Below are 20,467 nucleotides of genomic sequence, written 5' to 3'. Positions count from 1 at the left end.
TTCCAATTCCATACGGCGTATGTTTTCGTACGGCACGGCATCGACCTGCGCAGCGCGCCCTTGCCCATCCCCTCCACCCCCTCCGCAGAGGAGCAAGACATGACCACGCACTCCGCGAACGACCTTCGCCCCATCCGGTCCCCGCGCGGGATCCCCCTGCTCGGCAACACGCCGCAGATCCCCGGCACCAACCCGGTCGAGTACTTCGCCGAGCTGTCCAAGCAGTTCCCCGAGGGCATCTACGGCCTGGACATCGCCGGTATCGAGCAGATCTTCGTCTACGACCCGGACCTGGTAGCCGAGGTCTCCGACGAGACGCGGTTCTTCAAGCAGATCGAGAAGACGCCGCTGCAGCATGTCCGGGACTTCGCGGGCGCGGGCCTGTTCACGGCCCACCAGCACGAGGAGGAATGGGGCATGGCGCACCGGATCCTCCTGCCGGCGTTCAGCCAGCGGGCCATGAAGGCGTACTTCGGGCAGATGCTGGAGATCGCCCAGAACCTGGCGGGCAAGTGGGAGCGCAAGGAGGGTCAGTCGGTCAACATCACCGACGACTACACCCGGCTGACGCTGGACACGATCGCCCTGTCGGGGTTCGGCTACCGGTTCGACTCCTTCGAGAAGGAGGAGCTGCACCCCTTCCTCAACGCGCTGCTGGGCGCGCTGGTGGAGTCGCTGCGGCGCTCGCAGGAGCTGCCGATGATGACCAAGCTCCGCAAGGCCGATGCCAAGAAGTACGGCGAGAACGTCCAGCTGATGCAGGAGCTGGTCGAGAGCGTGATCAAGGAGCGCCGCGAGGGGAAGGGCGGCGGTGAGGAGGACCTGCTGGGCCTGATGCTGGAGGCCACCGACCCGGAGACCGGCAAGCGGCTGTACGACGACAACGTCCGCGACCAGGTTCTGACATTCCTGATCGCCGGCCACGAGACCACTAGCGGCCTGCTGTCCTTCGCCACGTACTCGCTGATGCGCAACCCGCACGTGCTGGCCCAGGCGTACGCCGAGGTGGACCGGCTGATGCCGGGTGACACGGTCCCGGACTACGACACGATCATGCAGCTGGACGTCATCCCGCGGATCCTGGACGAGACCCTGCGCCTGTGGGCTCCCATCCCGTCGTTCGGCAAGACGGCGCGGGAGGACACCGTCATCGGCGGCCACTACGAGCTGAAGAAGGGTGCGAAGGTCCTCATCCTGGAAGGCCCGCTGCACACACACCCCAAGGCGTGGGAGCGGCCGGACGAGTTCGACATCGACCGCTGGCTGCCGGAGAACCGCGTCCAGCACCACCCGCACGCCTACAAGCCGTTCGGCAACGGCATACGTGCCTGCATCGGCCGCCAGTTCGCGCTCACCGAGGCCCGCCTGGCCCTCGCGCTGGTGCTGCAGAAGTTCAAGTTCTCCGACACCAACGACTACAAGATGGACCCCCGGGAGGCGCTGACGCGCAAGCCCGGCAACTTCGAGCTGATCGTCCGCCGTCGTCAGGAGCACGAGCGGACCGTCTTCGGCGCTGCGGACGTGCAGACCGGCGACACGCAGGCGCAGGCAGCGGTCAGCGGTGTCGGCGTGAACCTGACCGTCGCCTACGGCTCCAGCCTCGGCTCGTGCGAGGACCTGGCCCGCACCATCGCCGACCGCGGTGAGCGCTCCGGGTTCGGCACCACGCTGGTGAGCCTGGACGAGCTGGGTGACAACCTGCCCACCGAGGGCCTGCTCGCCGTCGTCGCCGCCAGCTACAACGGCAAGGCCCCCGACAACGCCCAGCGCTTCGACGACCTGCTCGCCGCCGGACTGCCGGAGGGCTCCCTGTCGAACGTGCGGTTCGCGCTGCTGGGCGCCGGCAACACCCAGTGGGTGGCCACCTACCAGGCATTCCCCAAGCGGATCGAGGAAGGTCTGCTGGCCGCCGGCGCCACCCCGATCGTCGAGCGCGGCATCGCGGACGCCGCGGGTGACTTCGACGGCATGGCCACACGCTGGATGAACACCCTGTGGTCCACTCTGGCCGAGGAGTACGCCGCCGACACCTCCCAGGCGAGCGGCCCCCGCTACCAGGTCCAGCTGCTCACCGAGTCCGACGTGCGCCCCGCCATCGTCTCCGAGCAGGCGTACCCGCTCACCGTGGTCGCCAACGAGGAACTGGTGGCCGACGCGACCGGCCTGTGGGACTTCAGCATCGAGCCGCCGCGCCCGTCCGCGAAGTCCATCACCTTCGAGCTGCCCGAGGGCGTCACCTACGACACCGGCAACCACCTGGCCGTCTTCGCCAAGAACGAACTCGCCCTGGTGGAGCGCGCGCTGAGGCGGCTCGGCGTCGAGTACGACCAGGTGCTCCGGCTCGACCAGCCGGCCGGTGGCCGCACGCATCTGCCGGTCGGCACCCCGGTCACCGCCGGCATCCTGCTCACCGAGTTCCTGGAGCTGCAGGACGTGGCCACCCGCTCCCAGATCCAAACGCTCGCCGAGTACACCCAGTGCCCGTGGACGCGGCCGCAGCTCCAGGCGTACACCGCCGACACCCAGGAAGCCGAGGAGCACTACCAGAAGGAGATCCTCGGCAAGCGCATCTCGGTGCTGGGCCTGCTGGAGCGCTTCGAGGCGGTCGAGCTGCCGCTGGCGGTGTTCCTGGAGATGATGGGCCCCATCCGTCCGCGCTTCTACTCCATCTCCTCCGCCCCGTCCGCCAACCCGCGCCATGTGCGCCTGACCGTCGGCCTGCTGGAGGGCCCGGCCCTGTCCGGCGACGGCCAGTACCGCGGCACCTGCTCCTCCTACATCGCCGGCCTCGAGCCCGGAGACGCCATCTACGGCTACGTCCGCGTGCCCTCCCCCACGTTCGCCCCGCCCGCCGACCCCGCCACGCCACTGATCCTCATCGGCCCCGGCACCGGCATCGCGCCGCTACGCGGCTTCCTGGAGGAGCGGGCGACACAGCACACGAACGGCACCCAGGTGGGCCTGTCTCAGGTGTTCGTCGGCTGCCGCCACCCGGAGCACGACTACTTCTACCGCCAGGAGATGCAGGACTGGGAGCAGGCCGGCATCGCCCAGGTGCACACCGCCTTCTCCGCGGTGACCGGCCACCCGGCCCGGTTCGTGCAGAACGCCATCGCGGGTGCCGCCGACACGGTGTGGCAGGCCATCGAGGACGGCGCGTACATCTACGTCTGCGGTGACGGCCGCCGCATGGCCCCCGCCGTCCGCGAGGCACTCGCCGCCATCCACCGCCAGAAGACCGGCAGTGACGACGAGACCGCCCAGCAGTGGCTCGCCCAGCTCGAAGCGGACGAGCGCTACCAGCAGGACGTCTTCGCCTGACCGTCGCACGCCGTCAAGGCGCGCTGACCCCCAGCCGCCGGGAGGCGTGCGGACGTCCTGCCTCCCCCGCACGCCTCCCGGCCCCACCAGCCATTCAGACACGCCATGGCACCCATGGCCCGACCACCGGGCCGTGCCGCTCACAGAAAGCAGATCACCATGGACACCATGCTCGCCGGACGCTTCCACCTGGACAGCAAGAAGTTCGCCGTGGAAGAGGTCCCGATCCCCGTGCCGGGCCCGGGCGAGGTCCTCATCGAGGTCAAGGCCGCAGGCGTCTGCCTCTCCGACGTCCACCTGCTCGACGGCTCCCTCGTCCCGCTGTTCGCCACCTCCGACACCATCACCGTCGGCCACGAGGTCTCCGGCGTGATCCACACCCTCGGCCCCGACCTCAAGCGCGGCCTGCCCGTCGGCACCCGCGTCACCCTGGAGGCCGGCAAGACCTGCGGCACGTGCGCCGGATGCGTGCGCCACCGCCCCTGCACCCAGATGCTCACCGCCGGCATCGACTACGACGGCGGCTGGGCCGAGTACGTCATCGCCCGCGAGGACACCCTCATCCCCATCCCCGACAGCCTCCCCTTCGACCAGGCCGCGATCATCCCCGACGCGGTCTCCACCCCCTACGCCGCCGTCGTCGCCACCGCGGGCGTCCGTGCCGCCCAGTCCGTCGGCATCTGGGGCGTGGGCGGAGTCGGCGCGCACAACGTACGCCTCGCCCGCCTGGTCGGCGCCGCACCGATCATCGCCGTCGACCCGCTGCCCAGCGCCCGCGAGCGCGCCCTGGCCTTCGGCGCGGACCTCGCGCTCGACCCGGCAGCCTCCGACTTCGCCGACCAGGTACGCGCAGCCACCGACGGACGCGGCCTCGACTTCGCCTTCGACTGCGCCGGCGTACCCGCCGTCCGCGACCAGGCCGCCTCCGTGCTCGGCCTGGGCGGCTCCCTCATCCTGGTGGGCATCACACCCCGGCCACTGACCATCACCGAGGGCCTGACCTTCAACTACCTGCAGAAGCAGGTGCGCGGCCACTACGGCGGCTTCCCCGAGTCCGTCTCCGAGCTGGTGCAGCTGACCGCAGCCGGCCGCCTCGACCTGGCCCCCTCCATCACCGACCACATCCCGCTCATCGAAGCCGCCGACGCCGTCCACCGACTGGAGAACAAGATCGGCGACCCCATCCGCCTCATCCTCGTCCCCTGACGCCCGTCAGCAGGACAACAAGCCACCCTGGGCAGGGGTGAGTGGGCGCCGGTGCGTGAGGGAGCACCGGCGCCCACGGCTTTCCGGCAACCGTGGAGAGACAGAACCATGCAGACGCCCGACGCCCTGGGCCATACTCCGCAGCGCAAGGACGCTCACTCCAACCACAGGCGCATACTCGCGACCGCCCGGCAGAAACTGCGCGACGACCCCGACGCGAGTCTCGACAGCATCGCTCAGACGGCCGGCGTCGCCCGGCGCACCCTCTACGGACACTTCCCCAGCCGGCATGCGCTGATCGCCGACCTGGCGCGGGAAGCAGGCCATGAGCTCCGGCAAGCGTTCGCCGCGGCGCGGACCACGGATGCCGACCCGATGGAAACGATGACACGGATGGTGCTGGCGACATGGACAGTGGGCGACCACTACCGCATGCTCATCACCTTGGGACGGCGCCATCTGGGAGAGGACGAGATCCGCACCACCCTGGCACCGGCCCGCGCAGAAGCCGTCGCAACCCTACGACGTGGTCAGCGCGAAGGCGTCTTCGCGGACCACCTTCCAGCACCCGTGCTCGCCCAAGCACTGGAGGCACTCATGCTGGCCCTCGCCGAGGAGAACGCCGCACGCCCGTGGACCGACCCCACGGGTGAGGCCGCGGCAACCGCGTTCCTCGTCGCCGCCGGCGTAGCACCACAGAGGGCCGCGCTTCAGGTGCAGGAGGTCATCGGGCGAGATCGGGCAGCGGGCGACGGGTGACCTCGTGGGCGTCGTCCGCAGCGAGGCCGAGCATGCGCAGGACCATCTCGGCCAGGTCGGAGGCGGCCTCGTCGCCGTCGAGGTCCGGGCGGTCCAGCCGGAGAGCCACCAGGGACAGCAGGGTGCCGCCCAGGGCCGACAGGGCGGTGGTCGCGTTGCCGCAGGTGAAACGGCCTGAGGCGATGCCGATCTCCAGGTCGCGCAGGGCGCGTGGGGCGAGGCCGCTGTCGGAGTGGATGTAGGCCAGACCACGGTCGCGCAGGATTCGCATGAGTTCCGGGTGGGAGTCGGCCATCCGCGCGGTGAGCCGGAAGCCGGCCGCGACCAGCTCGGCCGGGTCGTCGATGCCTTCCACGCGCGCGTCGATGACCTGCCCGAACTCCTCCAGGGCGTCCGTCACCGCCGCGTCGAACAGCTCCGTCTTCGACTCGAAGTGGTTGTAGAAGGACCCGAATCCGACATCGGCGCGCTCGGCGATGGCCTGGATGCTTGCGCTCGTGTCCCCGGTTTCCGCGAGGATCTGCCGGGCCGCGCGGACGAGCGCCTGGCGGGTCTCGGCACGGCGCCGTTCGAAGCGGTTCTTGGGCGGGGCTGACGTCGGCATACGGCCCAGTGTAACCACCGCAACGATGACACTGCCATTACTGATGAGATCCTCAATTATTTGGGCTGCACCTATTGACGGAGGGAAACGGCAGAGTTGATGATTTCCTCATTACGGCAGTGTTGCTTGGAGGACACCATGTCCCACATCCCCGTTAACAAGGGCGGTCCTCTGACGCCCCACCAAGACCTCCACAGTGAGCAGGGCGCCCTACGCGGTGAACACCCCGGACGAGCCCGGAATCCCGTGATCAAGGTGGCGGACCTGGCCTGGTTGGAGTTCGAGAAGCCCGACCTGGATCGAGCCGAGGTGTTCGCCCGTGACTTCGGGTTCGCGATCGCCGCCCGCACCGAGGAGGCGCTGTGGCTGCGCGGCACTTTCGCCGGCCCACCCTGCATGGTCATCCGGCGTGGGCATGCGTCCCGCTTCGTAGGACCGGCGTTCCGCGCGGCCGAGCGCACCGACCTCGACCGGCTGGCCGCAGCCACCGGCAACACCGTCCGGGACATCAACGTGCCCGGCGGAGGGAAGTCGGTCTCCCTGCTCGACCCCTCCGGCCTCCCGGTCCGCGTCGTGTACCGCAACGAGCAGCTGCCCGCGCTGCCCGAGCAGGAGCCGCTGATCCTGAACTTCGGCACGGACCACCGTCGTACGAACACCACCCAGCGACCCCCGCGCGAGCCGTCGCGCATTCAACGCCTCGGACATGTGGTGCTGGAGACCCGGTCGTTCATCCGAACCCTGGACTGGTACCTGGACACCCTCGGGCTGATCGTGTCCGACTTCCTGTTCCTGGACGGGCAGCGCCAGCGCGGGCCCACCATGGCGTTCATCCGCTGTGACCAGGGGAGTGTGGCCGTCGATCACCACACGCTGGCCCTGCACCTGGGTCCCGGCACCGGGTACGTCCACTCCGCCTACCAGGTCACCGACCTGGACGCGATCGCGGCCGGCGGCGAGTACCTCGCCGAGCGCGGCTACAAGCGCAGCTGGGGCATCGGCCGGCACATCCAGGGCAGCCAGCTCTTCGACTACTGGCGCGACCCCGATCACTTCATGCTGGAGCACTTCGCCGACGGCGACCTGTTCTCCTGCGACCTCGAACCCGGGTGGGCGCCGATGTCGGCGAGCGGCCTGGCCCAGTGGGGCCCGCCGGTCACCCGCGACTTCCTGGGCACGAACCCGTCCCCGGCCAAGCTGCGCGAGGTCATGTCGGCCCTGCGCGGCGACAACGAACTCGACCCCGCACGCCTGCTGGGCCTGATGAAAGCGATGAGCTCATGAGCACCAACGTTCTGCGCACCTCCGACGGCTGGTGGGTCGTCCGTGACGAGCGCGCCGTCCGCATCGAGACCAAGGCCGTCACCACCGCCGAGCTGCTCGCCGACCGGGACGCGGTCCGCGAGGCCGCCGCCTCCACCGACAGCGGCACGCCCGTCGTCGACCTGGTCGCGCTGCCCCCGGTCACCACCCCCTGCCGGGTGGTCGCCCAGATGGTCAACTACCGCAGCCACGCCAAGGATTCCGGTTTCACCGGCGACATCCCGCCCACCTTCTTCCGCAAGGCGTCCGGCTCGGTCAGCGGTTCCCACGACACGATCGTCCGCCCGTCGCACGTGAGGTTCCTCGACTACGAGGTGGAACTCGGCCTCGTCATGGGCGCGCCCCTGCCGGTGGGCACCGTCGTCGAGGAGCAGGACCTCCCGCGCTACGTCGCCGGCCTGGTCCTGACCAATGACGTCAGCGCCCGCGACGTCCAGTTGACCAAGACCCAGTTCTACGAGAGCAAGTCGTACCCGACCTTCACGCCGACGGGCCCGTACCTGGCCCTGCTGGAGCCCGAGGACTTCGCCCATCTGCTGAACCTGCGGCTGCGGCTGAACGTCAACGGCGTTCCGCGTCAGGACCGCACGCTCGCCGACATGATCGTACGACCGGCGCAGGCGCTCACCCTGCTCGCCCGCTTCCAGACCCTCGACCCGGGCGACCTGCTGCTCACCGGCACCCCCGGCGGCACCGCCCTGAAGGCCCCGCCCAAGCCGGTCGAGAAGATCGCTGCCCTGCTGCCGCCCGCACTGAAGTGGAAGGCGTTCTTCAAGGGCCAGGCCAAGAACCCCCACTACCTGCAGAACGGTGACCTCGTCACCGCCACCATCGCCACCCCCGACGGGCGCATCGACCTGGGCGAGCAGCGGACCGCTGTGGCGGACGCGACGTGAGCGCCGCATCCCGGAGGCCGGTGGTCATCATCGGTGCGGGACCCGTCGGAGTCACGGCCGCGCTCCTGCTCGCCCGGTACGGGGTGCGCAGCCTGCTCCTCGAACGTCACCGGGACGTCTACCCCCTGCCGCGTGCCGTCGTCGTGGACGACGAGGTTCGCCGGATCCTGCAGAGCGTAGGTGTCCACGAGGAGTTCGCCGCCCTCGCCCGGCCGGCGCCCGGGTTGCGGCTGCTGGACGCCCGGCGCCGCGTGATCGCCGAGTTCCCGCGGTCCCTGCACGGCCACCACGGCTTCCCCCAGACCAGCATGTTCGACCAGCCGGAGCTGGAACGGCTGCTGCGCGACGCCCTGGCCCGTCGCCCCGAGTGCGAGCTGCGGGGCGGGGTGGAGGTCGTGTCCGTCAACCAGGACACCGACGGAACGGCTCCGGTCCGGGTCACCTTCCGCAGCAACGGCAGCGACGAGGACGAGCACGTGTGGGCCGACGCCGTCCTCGGCTGCGACGGCGCCGGCAGCCTCACCCGCGACACCATCGGTGCCGTGTGGGAGGACCTGCACTTCGAGGAGAGCTGGCGGGTCATCGACGTACGCACCAGCCTCCCGGTGCGCACCTGGGAAGGCGCCGAGCAGATCTGCTGCCCCACCCGGCCGGCCACCTTCATGCGAGTCGGCGAGGACCGCTACCGCTGGGAGTTCCGGCTGGCCGAGGGCGAGTCCACGGACGGCCCGGAGGGGCTGGAGCAGCTGCACGAGCTGGTCGCCCCCTGGGTCGACCTGCCGTCCGCTGCCCACGGGGGCGACGACTTCGAGGTGATCCGGCAGGCGCGGTACACCTTCCGGGCCCGCCTCGCCGACCGGTGGCGCCGGGGACGCGTCTTCCTGCTGGGCGACGCGGCCCACCTCACCCCGCCCTTCATCGGGCAGGGCCTGTGCGCGGGCCTGCGCGACGCCCGCAACCTCACCTGGAAACTCGCCCGCGTCCTTCAGCAGGGCGCGGACGACCGTCTGCTGGACACCTACCAGCAGGAGCGCAAGCCGCACGCCCGCCACGTGATCCGTGTAGCGGTCGCCGTCGGCTGGGCCATGACCGGGGGACAGGACCGCGGTGCGGCCCTCCGACGGGCCGTGGTGGGCGCGGCATGCCGCATCCCCGGCGTGACCGCGGCGGTGAGCCGCGACCTCAGCCCCGCACTGACCGCCAATCCGCTGGTACGACGCCGCCCCCGGCTGACCGGCCGTTCACTGGCCGGCACCTTCTGCCCACAACATTGGGTGCTGTACGACGGCAGGCGAGAGCGCCTCGACGACACCCTCGGGGACTCCTTCGCCCTCCTGACCGCTGTGCCGCCCACCCCGCGCATGACGGGCGTGGCCACGGCCCTGGACGCCTCCGTGATCCATGTCGACGACCTGGACGACGACGGCACCCTGGCCGCCTGGATGGCACGCGGCCGGGCCGACGCCGCCCTGCTGCGCCCCGACCGCGTCGTACTGGACACCGTCCCCACCGGCACCGGCCACTTCACCGACGCCGCCGCCTGGGCTCCCCTGCTGCACACGGCCCGCCGCCCCGCCGAAGCCCCGCCCGCACCCTGACGAGGAACACCACACCATGACCACCCCGCACGCCACGCCTTGTCCGGAGCCCTTCCTTCCGCCCGACCCCCAAGCGGCCGCCGGCAGCCGCATCGCGGACTTCGCCCGCTGGGCCGCCCGTCACCAGGGCGCCGACGGCATCCAGGACCCCACCGACTACCAGGCCCTGCACCACTGGTCCGTCACCGACCTGGAAGGCTTCTGGGCCGCGGTGTGGGAGTACTTCGACATCGACGCCACCACACCGTACGAGCGGGTGCTGGCCGAGGAGACCATGCCCGGCGCCCGCTGGTTCCCCGGCGCCACCCTCAACTACGCCCACCACGCCCTGCGCAACCTGCACCCGGACGCGCCCGCGATCACCGCGTTGGACGAGACGGGAGCCGCCTACGAGATCACGGGACGACAGCTGCGCGCCCGGGTCGCCTCGGTCGCCGCCACACTGCGCGACCTGGGCGTCGTACAGGGCGACCGGGTGGTCGGCTACCTGCCCAACACCCCCCATGCCGTCATCGCCTTCCTCGCCACGGCCAGCCTGGGCGCGGTGTGGTCGGTGTGCGGCCAGGACTACGCGCCCAAGGCTGCCGCCGACCGTTTCACCCAGCTGGAACCGACGGTGCTCGTCACGGCCGACGGCTACCTCTTCAACGGGACCACGCACGACCGTCGTACCGCCTCGCTCGAGCTGGCCGCCGCCCTGCCGACGCTGAAGGCCACGGTGCTCGTGGACCACGTGGGCCTCGCGTGGCCTGAGGGCGGACACTCGGCGCTGACGGTGCCCTGGGAGGACGCGGCCACCCGCACCGAGTACCTCGCCATCACGCCGGTCCCGTTCGACCACCCGCTGTGGGTCGTGTTCTCCTCCGGCACCACCGGCCTGCCCAAGGGCATTGTCCACGGCCACGGCGGCGTCCTGCTGGAGCACCTCAAGACCCTGGGCCTGCACAGCGACCTGGGCGTCGGCGACCGCCTGCTGTGGTACACCACCACCCACTGGATGATGTGGAACCTCGTCGTCTCCACCCTGCTGACCGGCGCCACCACCTGCACCTACGACGGCAGCCCCGCGCCGGTGGCGCGCCCGGACGTCCTGTGGGAGCTGGCGGCCCGCCACAAGGTCACCGTCTTCGGTACCAGCCCCCAGTACCTGCTGGCCATGGCCAAGCTGGGCATCGAACCCTCCGTGCACGACCTGTCGGCCGTCCGCGCCATCGGCAGCACCGGCTCCACCCTGCCCGCCTCCGCCTACCGCTGGGTCCGCGACCACGTGGGCGCCGGTATCCAGTTGGCCTCCACCAGCGGCGGCACCGACGTCGTCTCCGCCTTCGCCGGCAGCGCCCCCACCACCCCGGTGTGGGCGGGTGAGCTGTCGGCCCCCAACCTCGGCGTGGCGCTCGCGGCGTACGACGGCGCGGGACGGCCGGTCGTCGACCAGGTCGGCGAACTGGTCGTCACCCGGCCCATGCCGTCGATGCCGCTGTACTTCTGGAACGACCCCGACGGCAGCCGCTACCGCGGCGCCTACTTCGGCGCCTACCCGGGCGTGTGGCGGCACGGCGACTGGATCACTCTCACCTCCCACGGCTCGGTGATCGTGCACGGACGCTCCGACGCCACGCTCAACCGCAACGGCGTACGCCTGGGCAGCGCCGACATCCACGACATCGTCGAACGCCTCCCCGAGATCGCCGAGGCCCTCGTCATCGGTGCGGAGGAACCCGACGGCGGCTACTGGATGCCGCTCTTCGTGGTCCTCGCCGACGGGGTCGGTCTGGACGAGTCCCTGTGCGAGAAGATCCGCGACGCGATCCGCACCGGCGCCTCACCCCGCCACGTCCCCGACGAGATCCTCGCCGTACCGGCCATCCCGCACACGAAGACCGGCAAGAAGCTCGAGGTCCCGGTCAAGCGCCTCCTCCAGGGCGCACCCGCCGAGCAGGTCCTCAACCCCTCCGCGGTCGACAACCCCGACCTGATCGCCCGCTTCGCGGGCCTGGGAGCCGAACGCCGCCAAGCCCGTCGTCCGCACACCCCCGAAGGCGCCTCGTGATCCTCTCCGCCTCGCTGACCTGTCTCATCGCGTTGATCTTCGCCCTGCTGGGCGCGGCCAAGATCCTGGCCCTGGGTCCGATGCCCGAGCTCGGCGCCCACGCCGGCTTCACCACCGCGGCCTACCGGGTCATCGGCGGCCTGGAGCTGGCGGGCGCCATCGGCGTGGCCCTCGGCCCGGTCGTACCGCTGTGCGGCGGGCTGGCCGGTATCGGACTGCTGATGCTGCTCGCCGGTGCCGTGACAACGCACGTACGCAAGGGCGACGGGCTGACCAAACTCCTCCCCGCGGTGACATGCGCTGCTTTGGTCGCCTGGTATCTCGTACTCCTCGCCGGCCTCTGACCCGTTCCGGGAGACTGTCGGCCTCCACTCGTCCTGTTAGCGAGCCCACGGCGGGGCTGGCAGACTGACTCTGTGGTTCCGCTGATGGTCGCGGCGGATCAGATCGCGTCCTCATCGCTTACCGGCGCCAGTGTGGTGTCAGTCTGCGCACTGCTCTTCACCGTCGCGTCGTTCTGGTGGCTCAACGCCCGACAGGGACGCCTGCAGGCGTGGGAACCTCATTCCTTCGCGGCGATCGTCCACGGTTCCACGGCACGCCTACGACTGCCGCTCGTCCTGCACAACACCGGTCCCAAACCGATCGTCGTGCAGGACCTCATCCTGACCTTCCCCGACGAGTCGGCCTCTCATCTGCCACTCCTGTGGGTGTCCTCCCCGTCCCGGCTCCAACCGGGGCCGGACGAGGAGGCGAAGCTGCCCGCCGGATTCGTCGTGCCCGGCAGAGAAGCGCAACAGCTCTTCCTCGAGTTCGAGGCACCGTTTTCCGGATTCCTCCCGGAGGCCCGTGACTACAAGGCCCAGCTACAAGTTCGGGTCGGCCATCGCAAGGGTTGGCGCCCCCTGCTGACGTTCAGCTTGAGGGCCGCCAACATCATCGATCCAGATCGCTACACCGTCTACAACAACGCACCGGTCGAGCTGACGAAGGAAGACCAGAAAAGAGCGGATGCCGCGCTCCTCGAACTGCTGGAAGAGCATGGGAACGGCTCCCCTCCAGGCGACAGGAGACAGGGAGACCCTCCGAATGACGAAGGTGACGCCGACACGAGCCGCTGATATCGCCGTCCGTCCTCTGACGTGGACAGCGGTGGCACCGGCCCCGCCGGGCCGCCACAGCCACCGCACCGATCGCTCGCGTCAGTCGACGTAACCGGCCGCCGCGAGGTCGAGCGCAATGTCCGTGATCATGTCCGCCTGGCCGCCGACCATCCTGCGCCGGCCGGCTTCGACAAGGATCGCTCAGGTGTCCAAACCGTGACGGCGCGCCGCGGCATCGGTGTGCCGGAGGAAACCGGAGTACACGCCCGCGTACCCGAGGGCGAGCGTCTCGCGGTCCACCCGCACCTCGCGGGCCTGCACGGGGGCGGACGATGTCGGTCGGCAGCGTCCATCAGGCGGAACAGGTCGCAGCTTCCGCGACCATGAACAGCCCGCGGACGAGAAGCCGGTGCGCCCCTCGGCGGGGGCAGGCATCGCCTCAGACACCTCCAGGGTGTTCGACTTTGCAGGGGCGAAGGCTATGACTGGCCGGCGCGTGCTCCGCCGACCCGACGAATACTCGACGGGGCTGACCCCACATAGGGCGGCGAAGGACGCCTCGGTATTCAGCCGCTCGGGGTTGTCCCCCATGGTGATCAGCAGGGTGACGGCGCTGTCCGGGCCGATGCCCACCGGTACGAGTAGCTGTGGGGCATGGTGTTCGACGAGCTGGGTCAGGCGTTGGTTCAGCTCATCAATCTGCCCGGTGAGCTGTTCGATGCGCTCGGCGAGCATTCTCAGGGTCATGTGGGTGGCCTGGGCCACAGCGCCCTCGCCGTCCTCGTCGTCGCCTTGCCCGAGGCGTGCGCAGGTGCGGAACAGAGCACCGCCGCCCGGGCCGCCTTCCGGGCATCGAGCGGATCCGACTTGCCGCGCCGCCGACGGTCGGTCCGGTCGGGCAGGGCCGGTTCACGTCGTTCCACACCGTGGGCCAGCGTGCAGCGGGCCAGGGCCGCCCCGATGGAACCGGTCCCCTCCACTCCGGCTGGCCGGGAAAACCTCGGTGCCGATCACTTCCCCCACCACGAAGAGCGCGGCAGCCACATGAGCGTCCCGGTGCGTGTCCACTCCAAGGACCACCTTCCCCGTCGGCCGACGTCGGCGGGTACACGGGGCGAGGGACGTACCGGTCACGCTCGTCCACCTTCCGACCCGACGGCTCATCACGTAGTTGGCACCGGCCCGCTCGGGCGGTCAGAACAGTGACGGCACATGGTCGGCACGCCCATGTCGAGACAGACCCCTCGGCATCTGCAACGCACCATCCCCGGCCAGCGGTCGACGAGCGGCAGTACGTCGTCGGCGGCGGGTCGTATCGAGCGCTCAGATCCCGCAGGCAATGGATCACCCTGTCCCGCTCTCCGGGTACCGTCAGGGTATGAGTCATCCGCACCCCGAGCTGAAAGCCGCCCCGCCCCTTCCCGAAGGAGGGCTGCGGGTCATCGCCCTGGGCGGCCTGGGTGAGATCGGCCGCAACATGACCGTCTTCGAGCACGCGGGCAAGCTGCTCATCGTCGACTGCGGCGTACTGTTCCCCGAGGAGACCCAGCCCGGCGTGGACGTGATCCTGCCGGACTTCACCTCGATCCGGGACCGGCTGGACGACATCGTGGCCGTGGTACTCACCCACGGCCACGAGGACCACATCGGCGGCGTGCCGTACCTGCTGCGCGAGCGGTCCGACATTCCCGTCGTCGGCTCCAAGCTGACGCTGGCGTTCCTGGAGGCCAAGCTCAAGGAACACGGCATCCGGCCGCGCACGGTGCGGGTGCGGGAGGGCGACCGGCGTGGTTTCGGGCCCTTCGACTGCGAGTTCGTGGCGGTCAACCACTCCATCCCCGACAGCCTCGCGGTCGCGATCCGCACCCGGGCCGGGATGGTGCTGCACACCGGCGACTTCAAGATGGACCAGTTCCCTCTCGACGACCGCATCACCGATCTGCGCGCCTTCGCCCGCCTCGGCGAGGAGGGCGTGGACCTGTTCCTCACGGACTCCACCAACGCCGAAGTACCCGGCTTCACCACCTCCGAGCGAGAGCTGAACCCGGCGATCGAGCAGGTGATGCGCACCGCGCCGCGCCGGGTCATCGTCTCCAGCTTCGCCAGCCACGTGCACCGCATCCAGCAGGTCCTCGACGCCGCCCACCAACACGGCCGCAAGGTCGCCTTCGTCGGCCGGTCGATGGTCCGCAACATGGGCATCGCCCGTGACCTGGGCTATCTGAAGGTCCCCTCCGGTCTGGTCGTGAGCACGAAGGAGCTGGAGAAGCTCCCGGACCACAAGATCACTCTGGTGTGCACCGGCTCCCAGGGCGAACCGATGGCCGCGCTGTCACGGATGGCCAACCGCGACCACATGATCCGCATCGGCAAGGACGACACCGTCCTGCTCGCCAGCTCCCTCATCCCCGGCAACGAGAACGCCATCTACCGGGTGATCAACGGACTCACCCGGTGGGGCGCCCACGTGGTGCACAAGGGCAACGCCAAGGTGCACGTCTCCGGGCACGCCAGCGCCGGCGAACTCGTCTACTGCTACAACATCGTCAAACCCCGCAACGTCATGCCCGTGCACGGCGAATGGCGCCACCTGCGGGCCAACGCCGACCTCGCCATCCGTACCGGTGTCGACCCCGACCGGGTCGTCATCGCCGAGGACGGCGTCGTCGTCGACCTGGTCGACGGACGCGCGTCCATCACCGGCAAGGTCCCCGCCGGCAACGTCTACGTGGACGGCATGGAAGTCGGCGGCGCCACCGAAGCGTCCCTCAAGGACCGCCTCACCCTCGCCGCCGAAGGCGTGGTCACCGTGGTGGCGATCGTCGACGCGGACACCGGCGCCCTCGCCGAGGCCCCCGACTTCCTGGCCCGCGGCTTCGTCCACGACGACGCCACCTTCGAGCCGGTCATCCCCGTCATCGAGAAGACCCTGGCCACCGCGGCCGAGGAAGGCGTCGGGGACGCGCGCCAACTCGAACAGCTCCTCGCCCGCGCCGTGGCGAACTGGGCGTTCCGCACCCACCGCCGCAAGCCTCTCATCATCCCCGTCATCATCGACGCCTGAGCCACAGCCCGGCAGCAATGTCCCGTTCCGGCCGCGGCGCCGCCGGCATCGAGGTCGGGCACGGGGGTCGGCAGCCACCCTGCAGGCCGGGGTGGCAACGCACTCCACATGAGGAGTCATCAAACACACGTCGCCGGAGGCGAAACGCATGAGTGAGTGAGCGGGGCTCGCCACGTTGTCGTGGTCAGCCGGGGAGGTAGCAGCGAATGGTGACGCCGTCGGGGCCGGTGTGTACGCGGACGAGGTCCGTGTGGACGAGTAGGAGTCCCCTGCCACCGGGCTGCGTGGGATGGGGCGGGCGGCGACCAACCAAGGGATCGTTCAGCTGTCCGCCGTCGTGGACCTCGCAGACGATCCGGTCGCTCTCGGCCCCGATCCGCAGCGTGCCCGAACCGGCGCCGTGGACGACGCTGTCGGTGGTCAGCTCCGCCACCGCGCTCAGGAGTCGAGGCTGAGTTCGGCCCAGACCGTTTTGCCGGGGTGACCCGGGATGACGCCCCAGCGTCGGGCGAGTCGGTCGAGGAGTTGCATGCCAAAACCGCCGGGCTCGGTGTTCGCAGTGGCGCGTTTGCGGGGCCAGCGGTCGCTGGAATCGCTGACGGCTATGCGCAGCCACCGCCCGTTCCAGGTGAGCTGGATCAGGGGCGGGCCGGAGCCGTGGCGGATGGCATTGGTGATCAGTTCCGAGACGAGCAGTTCGGTGGTCTGGATCATCCGGTGCTGGCGCAGCGGGCCGCCGAAACCGTCCACGCAGTCGCGGACCCAGTGCCGGGCGGCCGTGATGCTCGCCGTGACTGCGGGGAAGCGCGTCTCGCAGGATGGGATGGTCGATTCGCCGTTCACGAGGTTCCTCCAGAGGGTGGCTCTGGACCGCCGCCGACCGGTGCTCTGTGCAGCCGGTGGGAGCCATCTGTCGGGTTACCCATGCCTGCCCGGTGAACCATCTGTGTCTGCCGGGTGACCGGCAGATCCCGCGAAAGTCATCCGTCGGGAGTTCGACAGTGCCGGCACGTGCTGGGTGAGTGCGCTGCCAGACCCCTCGACGCCTTAGACCGACCGGCAAATGGAGGGCGGCGTCGTTTGGCGGCAGCGAACAACGGGGGACGGTTGTTCGCCAGCCCACCGGTTGCGGTCATGCTCTAATCGCCTGATGACGAAGATCGAATCAGGGCTAATACGACGTTGGCTGGACGGCTGGACCGTCGCCCGCTCCCTGCCCGAGGCCGAGCCGGTCGAGCCCGCCGGGGACGGCCTGCGGTCCAAGTGCGACCAACCCGGCCGCGAGGTCGAGGTGTTCGCGCTGCGTGCGGACGAGGAGCCCGAGTCCTTGGCAGCGCTGGCGGCAGCCGTCGCCACCGCGCGGCAGATCACCTGGCTCACTGTGCCTACGCTGCGCCCAGGCACAGTCGAAGCCATCGTCGGCGCCGCCGGACTGGAGTTGCTCCACCGGTCAGAGTGGTTCATGACGACTGATCTAACCGAGCACCCGCAGCACGCGCCTGCCGCGCCGTACGAGCGCGAGGTGCGCACCGAGGGACCAGTCACGGTCGTCTCCCTCTATGCCCCCTCCGGAGAGGTGGCAGCGCGCGGCTCCATTGCCGTGGTCGGCGGTGATGCGATCGCCGATCGCATCGAGACGGACGCAGCGCACCGCCGACGCGGCCTGGGCCGCGCCATGATGAGCGCTCTGGCGGAGGCCGCCGTGTCCCAGGGTGCCCGTACTGGTCTTCTCATTGCCAGCGAGGAAGGCCAGCGCCTCTACTCCTCCCTCGGCTGGCACCACAAAGCCGACGTCCTGATAGCCCGGGGGCCGGTGGTTCCCTCCATCTGGTAGGACGTGTCTCGTTGTGCGGAGGCCCAGGTATGACCGACCGGAAATGGATCACTTGAGGCGTCGGGTGGTGGGGCGGCCGTCCCAGCGGTAGCGGCTCGTTGCCCGGCGGATCAGCATGCGGAGCGTGATGAGAGCGGCGGCGAGATAGAGGTAGAAGTCCACGACGCTGCCCCTCTTCTCTGTGCAGCGCCGGAGCTTGCCGTAGCCGTTCATCCACTGAATCGGGGCTGGCACTCCCTTACGCGCGATCTCGGCCGTGAATCCCAACTCGGCTATCAGCGCACGGGTCTTAGCACTGTCGTATCCGCGATCGAGGTTGACATTGACCATTTCCGGCAGCGGGCCGACCTGCGCCCTCGCCGCTTGCAGGGTTGGCCCGAGCAGCGGCGAGTCGTTCCGGTTGGCTCCGGCGGAGACGATCCCGAGCGGAACACCGCAGGCGTCGGAGGCGACGGAGCGCTTCAGTCCCTGCTTACCCCGGTCGACCGGCGATCGCCCCGCCTTCTCCCCGCCGGAGGGGGCCTTCGTGATGCAGCCATCCACGGAGATCTCATACAGTCCGAGGCCGACCATACGATCGTACGCTTTCAAGGCGAGGGCGTGAATCTGTTCCGAAATCCCCTGGTCAGACCACTCCTTGACACGACGTCGAATGGTCCGGTCGGAGCATCCGGGCGTGGAGATGCGCTCGTAGCCGGAGCCATGAACCAGCGCGAGCACGATGTGCTCGAAGACCGTCCGGTCGGCAATCCGGCGCCGATGACAGCCCAGCGGGTGGTCCGTGACGAACTCTCCCCGGGCGGGCAGGAGTGCGGCGAACTGGTTCCAAAGGGGTTCGAGCAAGCAAGATGGCACCGCGGGCACGGCCGTCCTTCGTGATCACTGAGCGTAGAAAACTCCATGATCACCTGGACCCGTGCCTGCGGTGCATCTACCTCACCCCCATCGCGTAGAAGCGGCAGCCTATTGCCGGTCGGTCTTAGGCACCGGGATGGACGACGACACCGCCGTCCTGGCCGTTCCCGCACCCCGCCCCGACGGCGAAGCACAGCTGTGAGCGAGAGGCCCGCCGACACGAGGCGCACTCCTTCTGGGCATCACCGTGCTCGTGACCGTCTGGCACCGCATCGAGGCCGTCGGCTGTTCCTTCCGCCTCACCAACTATTGACGGCGCCCTTGCCGTCCTCCGCTACTGAGCGCGGGCACCGCACTGGCGCGAGGCGGCCAGGTGCTGGGATCGCAGCACTGATCGGGTCGACCGAAAACCAGCCAGGGAACCAGCCATGCCCATGGCCCTGCTGTCTGTCCATGGTTGGCGTGGTCTGATCCGTCGATGCGCCTGCCGACAGGACTGCAGGCTGCGCCGTGTAAACGGATTGCCTCCTCGCGTCAGATCGGCGATTCCGTGAGCACGGTGGCTGAGGCGGCGTACGGCGTCGGTCCAGCCCAGTGCGTTGACGCCTATTGCGACCGCGGTTCCCTGTTCGCCGAGAGCCAGGTCCTAACCGGCACACACGCAGTGAAGGCCCGGTGGATACCGGGCCTTCACATTTGAGTAGCGGGGACAGGATTTGAACCTGCGACCTCTGGGTTATGAGCCCAGCGAGCTACCGAGCTGCTCCACCCCGCGTCGGTACGGTGAACTGTACGGCACCGATCGGAATCGGCCCAATCGACTTTCGCCTGCGCTCGAAGCGGGCCCGATTGCTCATGATCGACCGACGTGGCCACTGCTCACCCGGTCTGGATCCGGATTCTGAGTTCGGGTGCCGTTGGAGGACGGGCACACTTGGAAAGGTCTCCATGAGCTGGTCGGCGCTGCTGGTCCAGGCCGGACAGGTGTAACGTCCATGCGCCCTTCCCCCGTTGTCAAAGGCGAGCAGGCTCACCGTGCCGGTCGAGGCGGCCGGTGGATGGAGCACCGGCAGGTCATCAATGGGATCTTCGTCCGCATGCGGACCGGCATCCCTTGGGGACCCTCCGACTGTATGCCGCGTGCTTCCGCCGTGCCGCCGCTCGCAAGGACCTGCTGGCGCACGTATTGCAGTGGTTTCACGCTCGCACAGCAGTACGCCCTGCACCAGGCTGCCGCAGGGAGCGAGCGGTGGCAGCCGGGACGGTCGTGATGGTGAACGCCGGCGAGGCTGCGGTAGCCGACATCATTCCTAGGGTTTGTCGCGGGTGCCGGCCAGGCCGGGGACGTCAGCGAGCGCAACGCGGGCGGTGATGCGTTTGCCGACCGGCCCGCGCCGGGCTTCCACGCCCTGTGCGACGGCCATTACGATCTCCAGGCCGTGGTGTCCGACGCGGCCGGCGTCCGAGGCCCGCGCCACCGGCAGCACCGGGTCGGAGTCCCACACGACGACCTCCACCACTTCGCCCGTGATCCGCAGTTCCATCAGTACGGGTCCGGGCGCGCACGTGCGGGCGTTGGTGACCAGTTCGCCGACCACCAGCTGGGTGAGGTCCACGGCACGCTGCGAGACCGGTATGCCTTGCCCGCTCCGGGAGTGGACGAGAAAACCTGCGGCCAGGTGGCGAGCCTGGGCGATGCAGGTGCCGTCCCCCTCCAGGGCCATGGCGGTCTGCAGAACACGGGCGTCAGGCGCGGTGTCGTCCTCCCCTACTGGGCCTGATCCCCTCACAGCGGCCATTGTTTGGCGGGCAAGGCGTGAACCTCGGCTGCGGGGGAACGTGCCGGGCGTTGGC

At 69.6% G+C, this 20,467-nt stretch carries 16 protein-coding genes, 1 tRNA gene and 2 pseudogenes; 11 read left to right on the top strand and 8 right to left on the bottom strand.

The annotated features are described in order from the left end of the window. Window positions 1-99 precede the first annotated feature (99 nt). The 3 genes from ACFYZZ_RS03965 (at window position 100) to ACFYZZ_RS03955 (ending at window position 5,286) form a co-directional block, all read left to right on the top strand. On the top strand, window positions 100-3,321 hold the full coding sequence (locus ACFYZZ_RS03965; RefSeq protein ID WP_389171199.1) for a cytochrome P450: 3,222 nt from the start codon (window positions 100-102) through the stop codon (window positions 3,319-3,321). Between the two features lie 159 nt (window positions 3,322-3,480). Continuing rightward, window positions 3,481-4,527: a zinc-binding dehydrogenase gene (locus ACFYZZ_RS03960; RefSeq protein WP_389171196.1), complete on the top strand. Its 1,047-nt coding sequence runs from the start codon at window positions 3,481-3,483 to the stop codon at window positions 4,525-4,527. A gap of 108 nt (window positions 4,528-4,635) precedes the next feature. After that, entirely contained in the window at window positions 4,636-5,286 is a 651-nt protein-coding gene (locus tag ACFYZZ_RS03955) for a TetR/AcrR family transcriptional regulator (protein ID WP_389171193.1), read from the top strand. Here the strand turns inward: ACFYZZ_RS03955 and ACFYZZ_RS03950 are convergent. Beyond that, on the bottom strand, window positions 5,252-5,890 hold the full coding sequence (locus ACFYZZ_RS03950) for a TetR/AcrR family transcriptional regulator (protein WP_389171190.1): 639 nt from the start codon (window positions 5,888-5,890) through the stop codon (window positions 5,252-5,254). The genes ACFYZZ_RS03955 and ACFYZZ_RS03950 overlap by 35 nt on opposite strands. Window positions 5,891-6,028: 138 nt before the next feature. Here ACFYZZ_RS03950 and ACFYZZ_RS03945 point away from each other — a divergent pair, with 138 nt between their 5' ends. The 6 genes from ACFYZZ_RS03945 to ACFYZZ_RS03920 all read left to right on the top strand — a co-directional run bounded on the left by ACFYZZ_RS03945 (window position 6,029) and on the right by ACFYZZ_RS03920 (window position 12,878). After that, window positions 6,029-7,174: a VOC family protein gene (locus tag ACFYZZ_RS03945; protein WP_389171187.1), complete on the top strand. Its 1,146-nt coding sequence runs from the start codon at window positions 6,029-6,031 to the stop codon at window positions 7,172-7,174. Next, window positions 7,171-8,109 (top strand): fumarylacetoacetate hydrolase family protein, encoded by a 939-nt coding sequence (locus tag ACFYZZ_RS03940; protein ID WP_389171184.1) that lies wholly within the window; start codon window positions 7,171-7,173, stop codon window positions 8,107-8,109. Before ACFYZZ_RS03945 ends, ACFYZZ_RS03940 begins: the two co-directional genes overlap by 4 nt. Continuing rightward, window positions 8,106-9,707, top strand: a complete 1,602-nt coding sequence (locus tag ACFYZZ_RS03935) for a bifunctional 3-(3-hydroxy-phenyl)propionate/3-hydroxycinnamic acid hydroxylase (RefSeq protein ID WP_389171181.1) — start codon at window positions 8,106-8,108, stop codon at window positions 9,705-9,707. The genes ACFYZZ_RS03940 and ACFYZZ_RS03935 overlap by 4 nt, the downstream gene beginning before the upstream one ends. A gap of 16 nt (window positions 9,708-9,723) precedes the next feature. Continuing rightward, window positions 9,724-11,757 (top strand): acetoacetate--CoA ligase, encoded by a 2,034-nt coding sequence (locus ACFYZZ_RS03930; RefSeq protein WP_389171178.1) that lies wholly within the window; start codon window positions 9,724-9,726, stop codon window positions 11,755-11,757. Beyond that, window positions 11,754-12,101 (top strand): DoxX family protein, encoded by a 348-nt coding sequence (locus ACFYZZ_RS03925; protein WP_389171176.1) that lies wholly within the window; start codon window positions 11,754-11,756, stop codon window positions 12,099-12,101. The genes ACFYZZ_RS03930 and ACFYZZ_RS03925 overlap by 4 nt, the downstream gene beginning before the upstream one ends. Before the next feature lie 72 nt (window positions 12,102-12,173). Beyond that, window positions 12,174-12,878, top strand: coding sequence for a hypothetical protein (locus tag ACFYZZ_RS03920; RefSeq protein WP_389171174.1), 705 nt, complete (start codon window positions 12,174-12,176; stop codon window positions 12,876-12,878). Between the two features lie 81 nt (window positions 12,879-12,959). On the opposite strand, the pseudogene ACFYZZ_RS03915 reads toward ACFYZZ_RS03920, so the two are convergent. Beyond that, a pseudogene (locus tag ACFYZZ_RS03915) lies at window positions 12,960-13,231 on the bottom strand (4-hydroxy-2-oxovalerate aldolase); the annotation flags it as partial. Window positions 13,232-13,367: 136 nt separating this feature from the next. After that, a pseudogene (locus ACFYZZ_RS03910) lies at window positions 13,368-13,595 on the bottom strand (transposase); the annotation flags it as partial. 643 nt (window positions 13,596-14,238) lie between these two features. On the opposite strand from ACFYZZ_RS03910, the gene ACFYZZ_RS03905 reads away from it, so the two are divergent. Further along, window positions 14,239-15,924 carry a ribonuclease J gene (locus ACFYZZ_RS03905; RefSeq protein WP_351607156.1) on the top strand — a complete coding sequence of 562 codons (1,686 nt, stop codon included), beginning with the start codon at window positions 14,239-14,241 and terminating at the stop codon, window positions 15,922-15,924. Window positions 15,925-16,108: 184 nt separating this feature from the next. Here ACFYZZ_RS03905 and ACFYZZ_RS03900 read toward each other — a convergent pair whose 3' ends face one another. Both ACFYZZ_RS03900 and ACFYZZ_RS03895 read right to left on the bottom strand, forming a co-directional pair. After that, window positions 16,109-16,357 (bottom strand): hypothetical protein, encoded by a 249-nt coding sequence (locus ACFYZZ_RS03900; protein ID WP_389171171.1) that lies wholly within the window; start codon window positions 16,355-16,357, stop codon window positions 16,109-16,111. A 5-nt stretch (window positions 16,358-16,362) separates the two neighbouring features. Continuing rightward, window positions 16,363-16,767: an ATP-binding protein gene (locus ACFYZZ_RS03895; protein ID WP_389171168.1), complete on the bottom strand. Its 405-nt coding sequence runs from the start codon at window positions 16,765-16,767 to the stop codon at window positions 16,363-16,365. Window positions 16,768-17,074: 307 nt separating this feature from the next. Here ACFYZZ_RS03895 and ACFYZZ_RS03890 point away from each other — a divergent pair, with 307 nt between their 5' ends. After that, the gene (locus tag ACFYZZ_RS03890) at window positions 17,075-17,758 is read left to right on the top strand and encodes a GNAT family N-acetyltransferase (protein ID WP_389171165.1); all 684 of its coding nucleotides are present in this window, start codon (window positions 17,075-17,077) and stop codon (window positions 17,756-17,758) included. A gap of 48 nt (window positions 17,759-17,806) precedes the next feature. On the opposite strand, the gene ACFYZZ_RS03885 is transcribed toward ACFYZZ_RS03890, so the two are convergent. The 3 genes from ACFYZZ_RS03885 to ACFYZZ_RS03875 all read right to left on the bottom strand — a co-directional run bounded on the left by ACFYZZ_RS03885 (window position 17,807) and on the right by ACFYZZ_RS03875 (window position 20,337). Continuing rightward, window positions 17,807-18,622: an IS5 family transposase gene (locus ACFYZZ_RS03885; RefSeq protein ID WP_389171162.1), complete on the bottom strand. Its 816-nt coding sequence runs from the start codon at window positions 18,620-18,622 to the stop codon at window positions 17,807-17,809. A gap of 692 nt (window positions 18,623-19,314) precedes the next feature. Then, window positions 19,315-19,388, bottom strand: a tRNA-Met gene (locus ACFYZZ_RS03880). Between the two features lie 535 nt (window positions 19,389-19,923). After that, window positions 19,924-20,337, bottom strand: coding sequence for an ATP-binding protein (locus tag ACFYZZ_RS03875; RefSeq protein WP_389172002.1), 414 nt, complete (start codon window positions 20,335-20,337; stop codon window positions 19,924-19,926). Window positions 20,338-20,467: the final 130 nt, after the last annotated feature.

Source organism: Streptomyces sp. NPDC001816 (assembly GCF_042892235.1).
Taxonomy (GTDB): Bacteria; Actinomycetota; Actinomycetes; order Streptomycetales; family Streptomycetaceae; genus Streptomyces.
The sequence above is the reverse complement of the archived record's forward strand: the minus strand, read 5'-3'. Positions and strand labels throughout refer to the sequence as shown.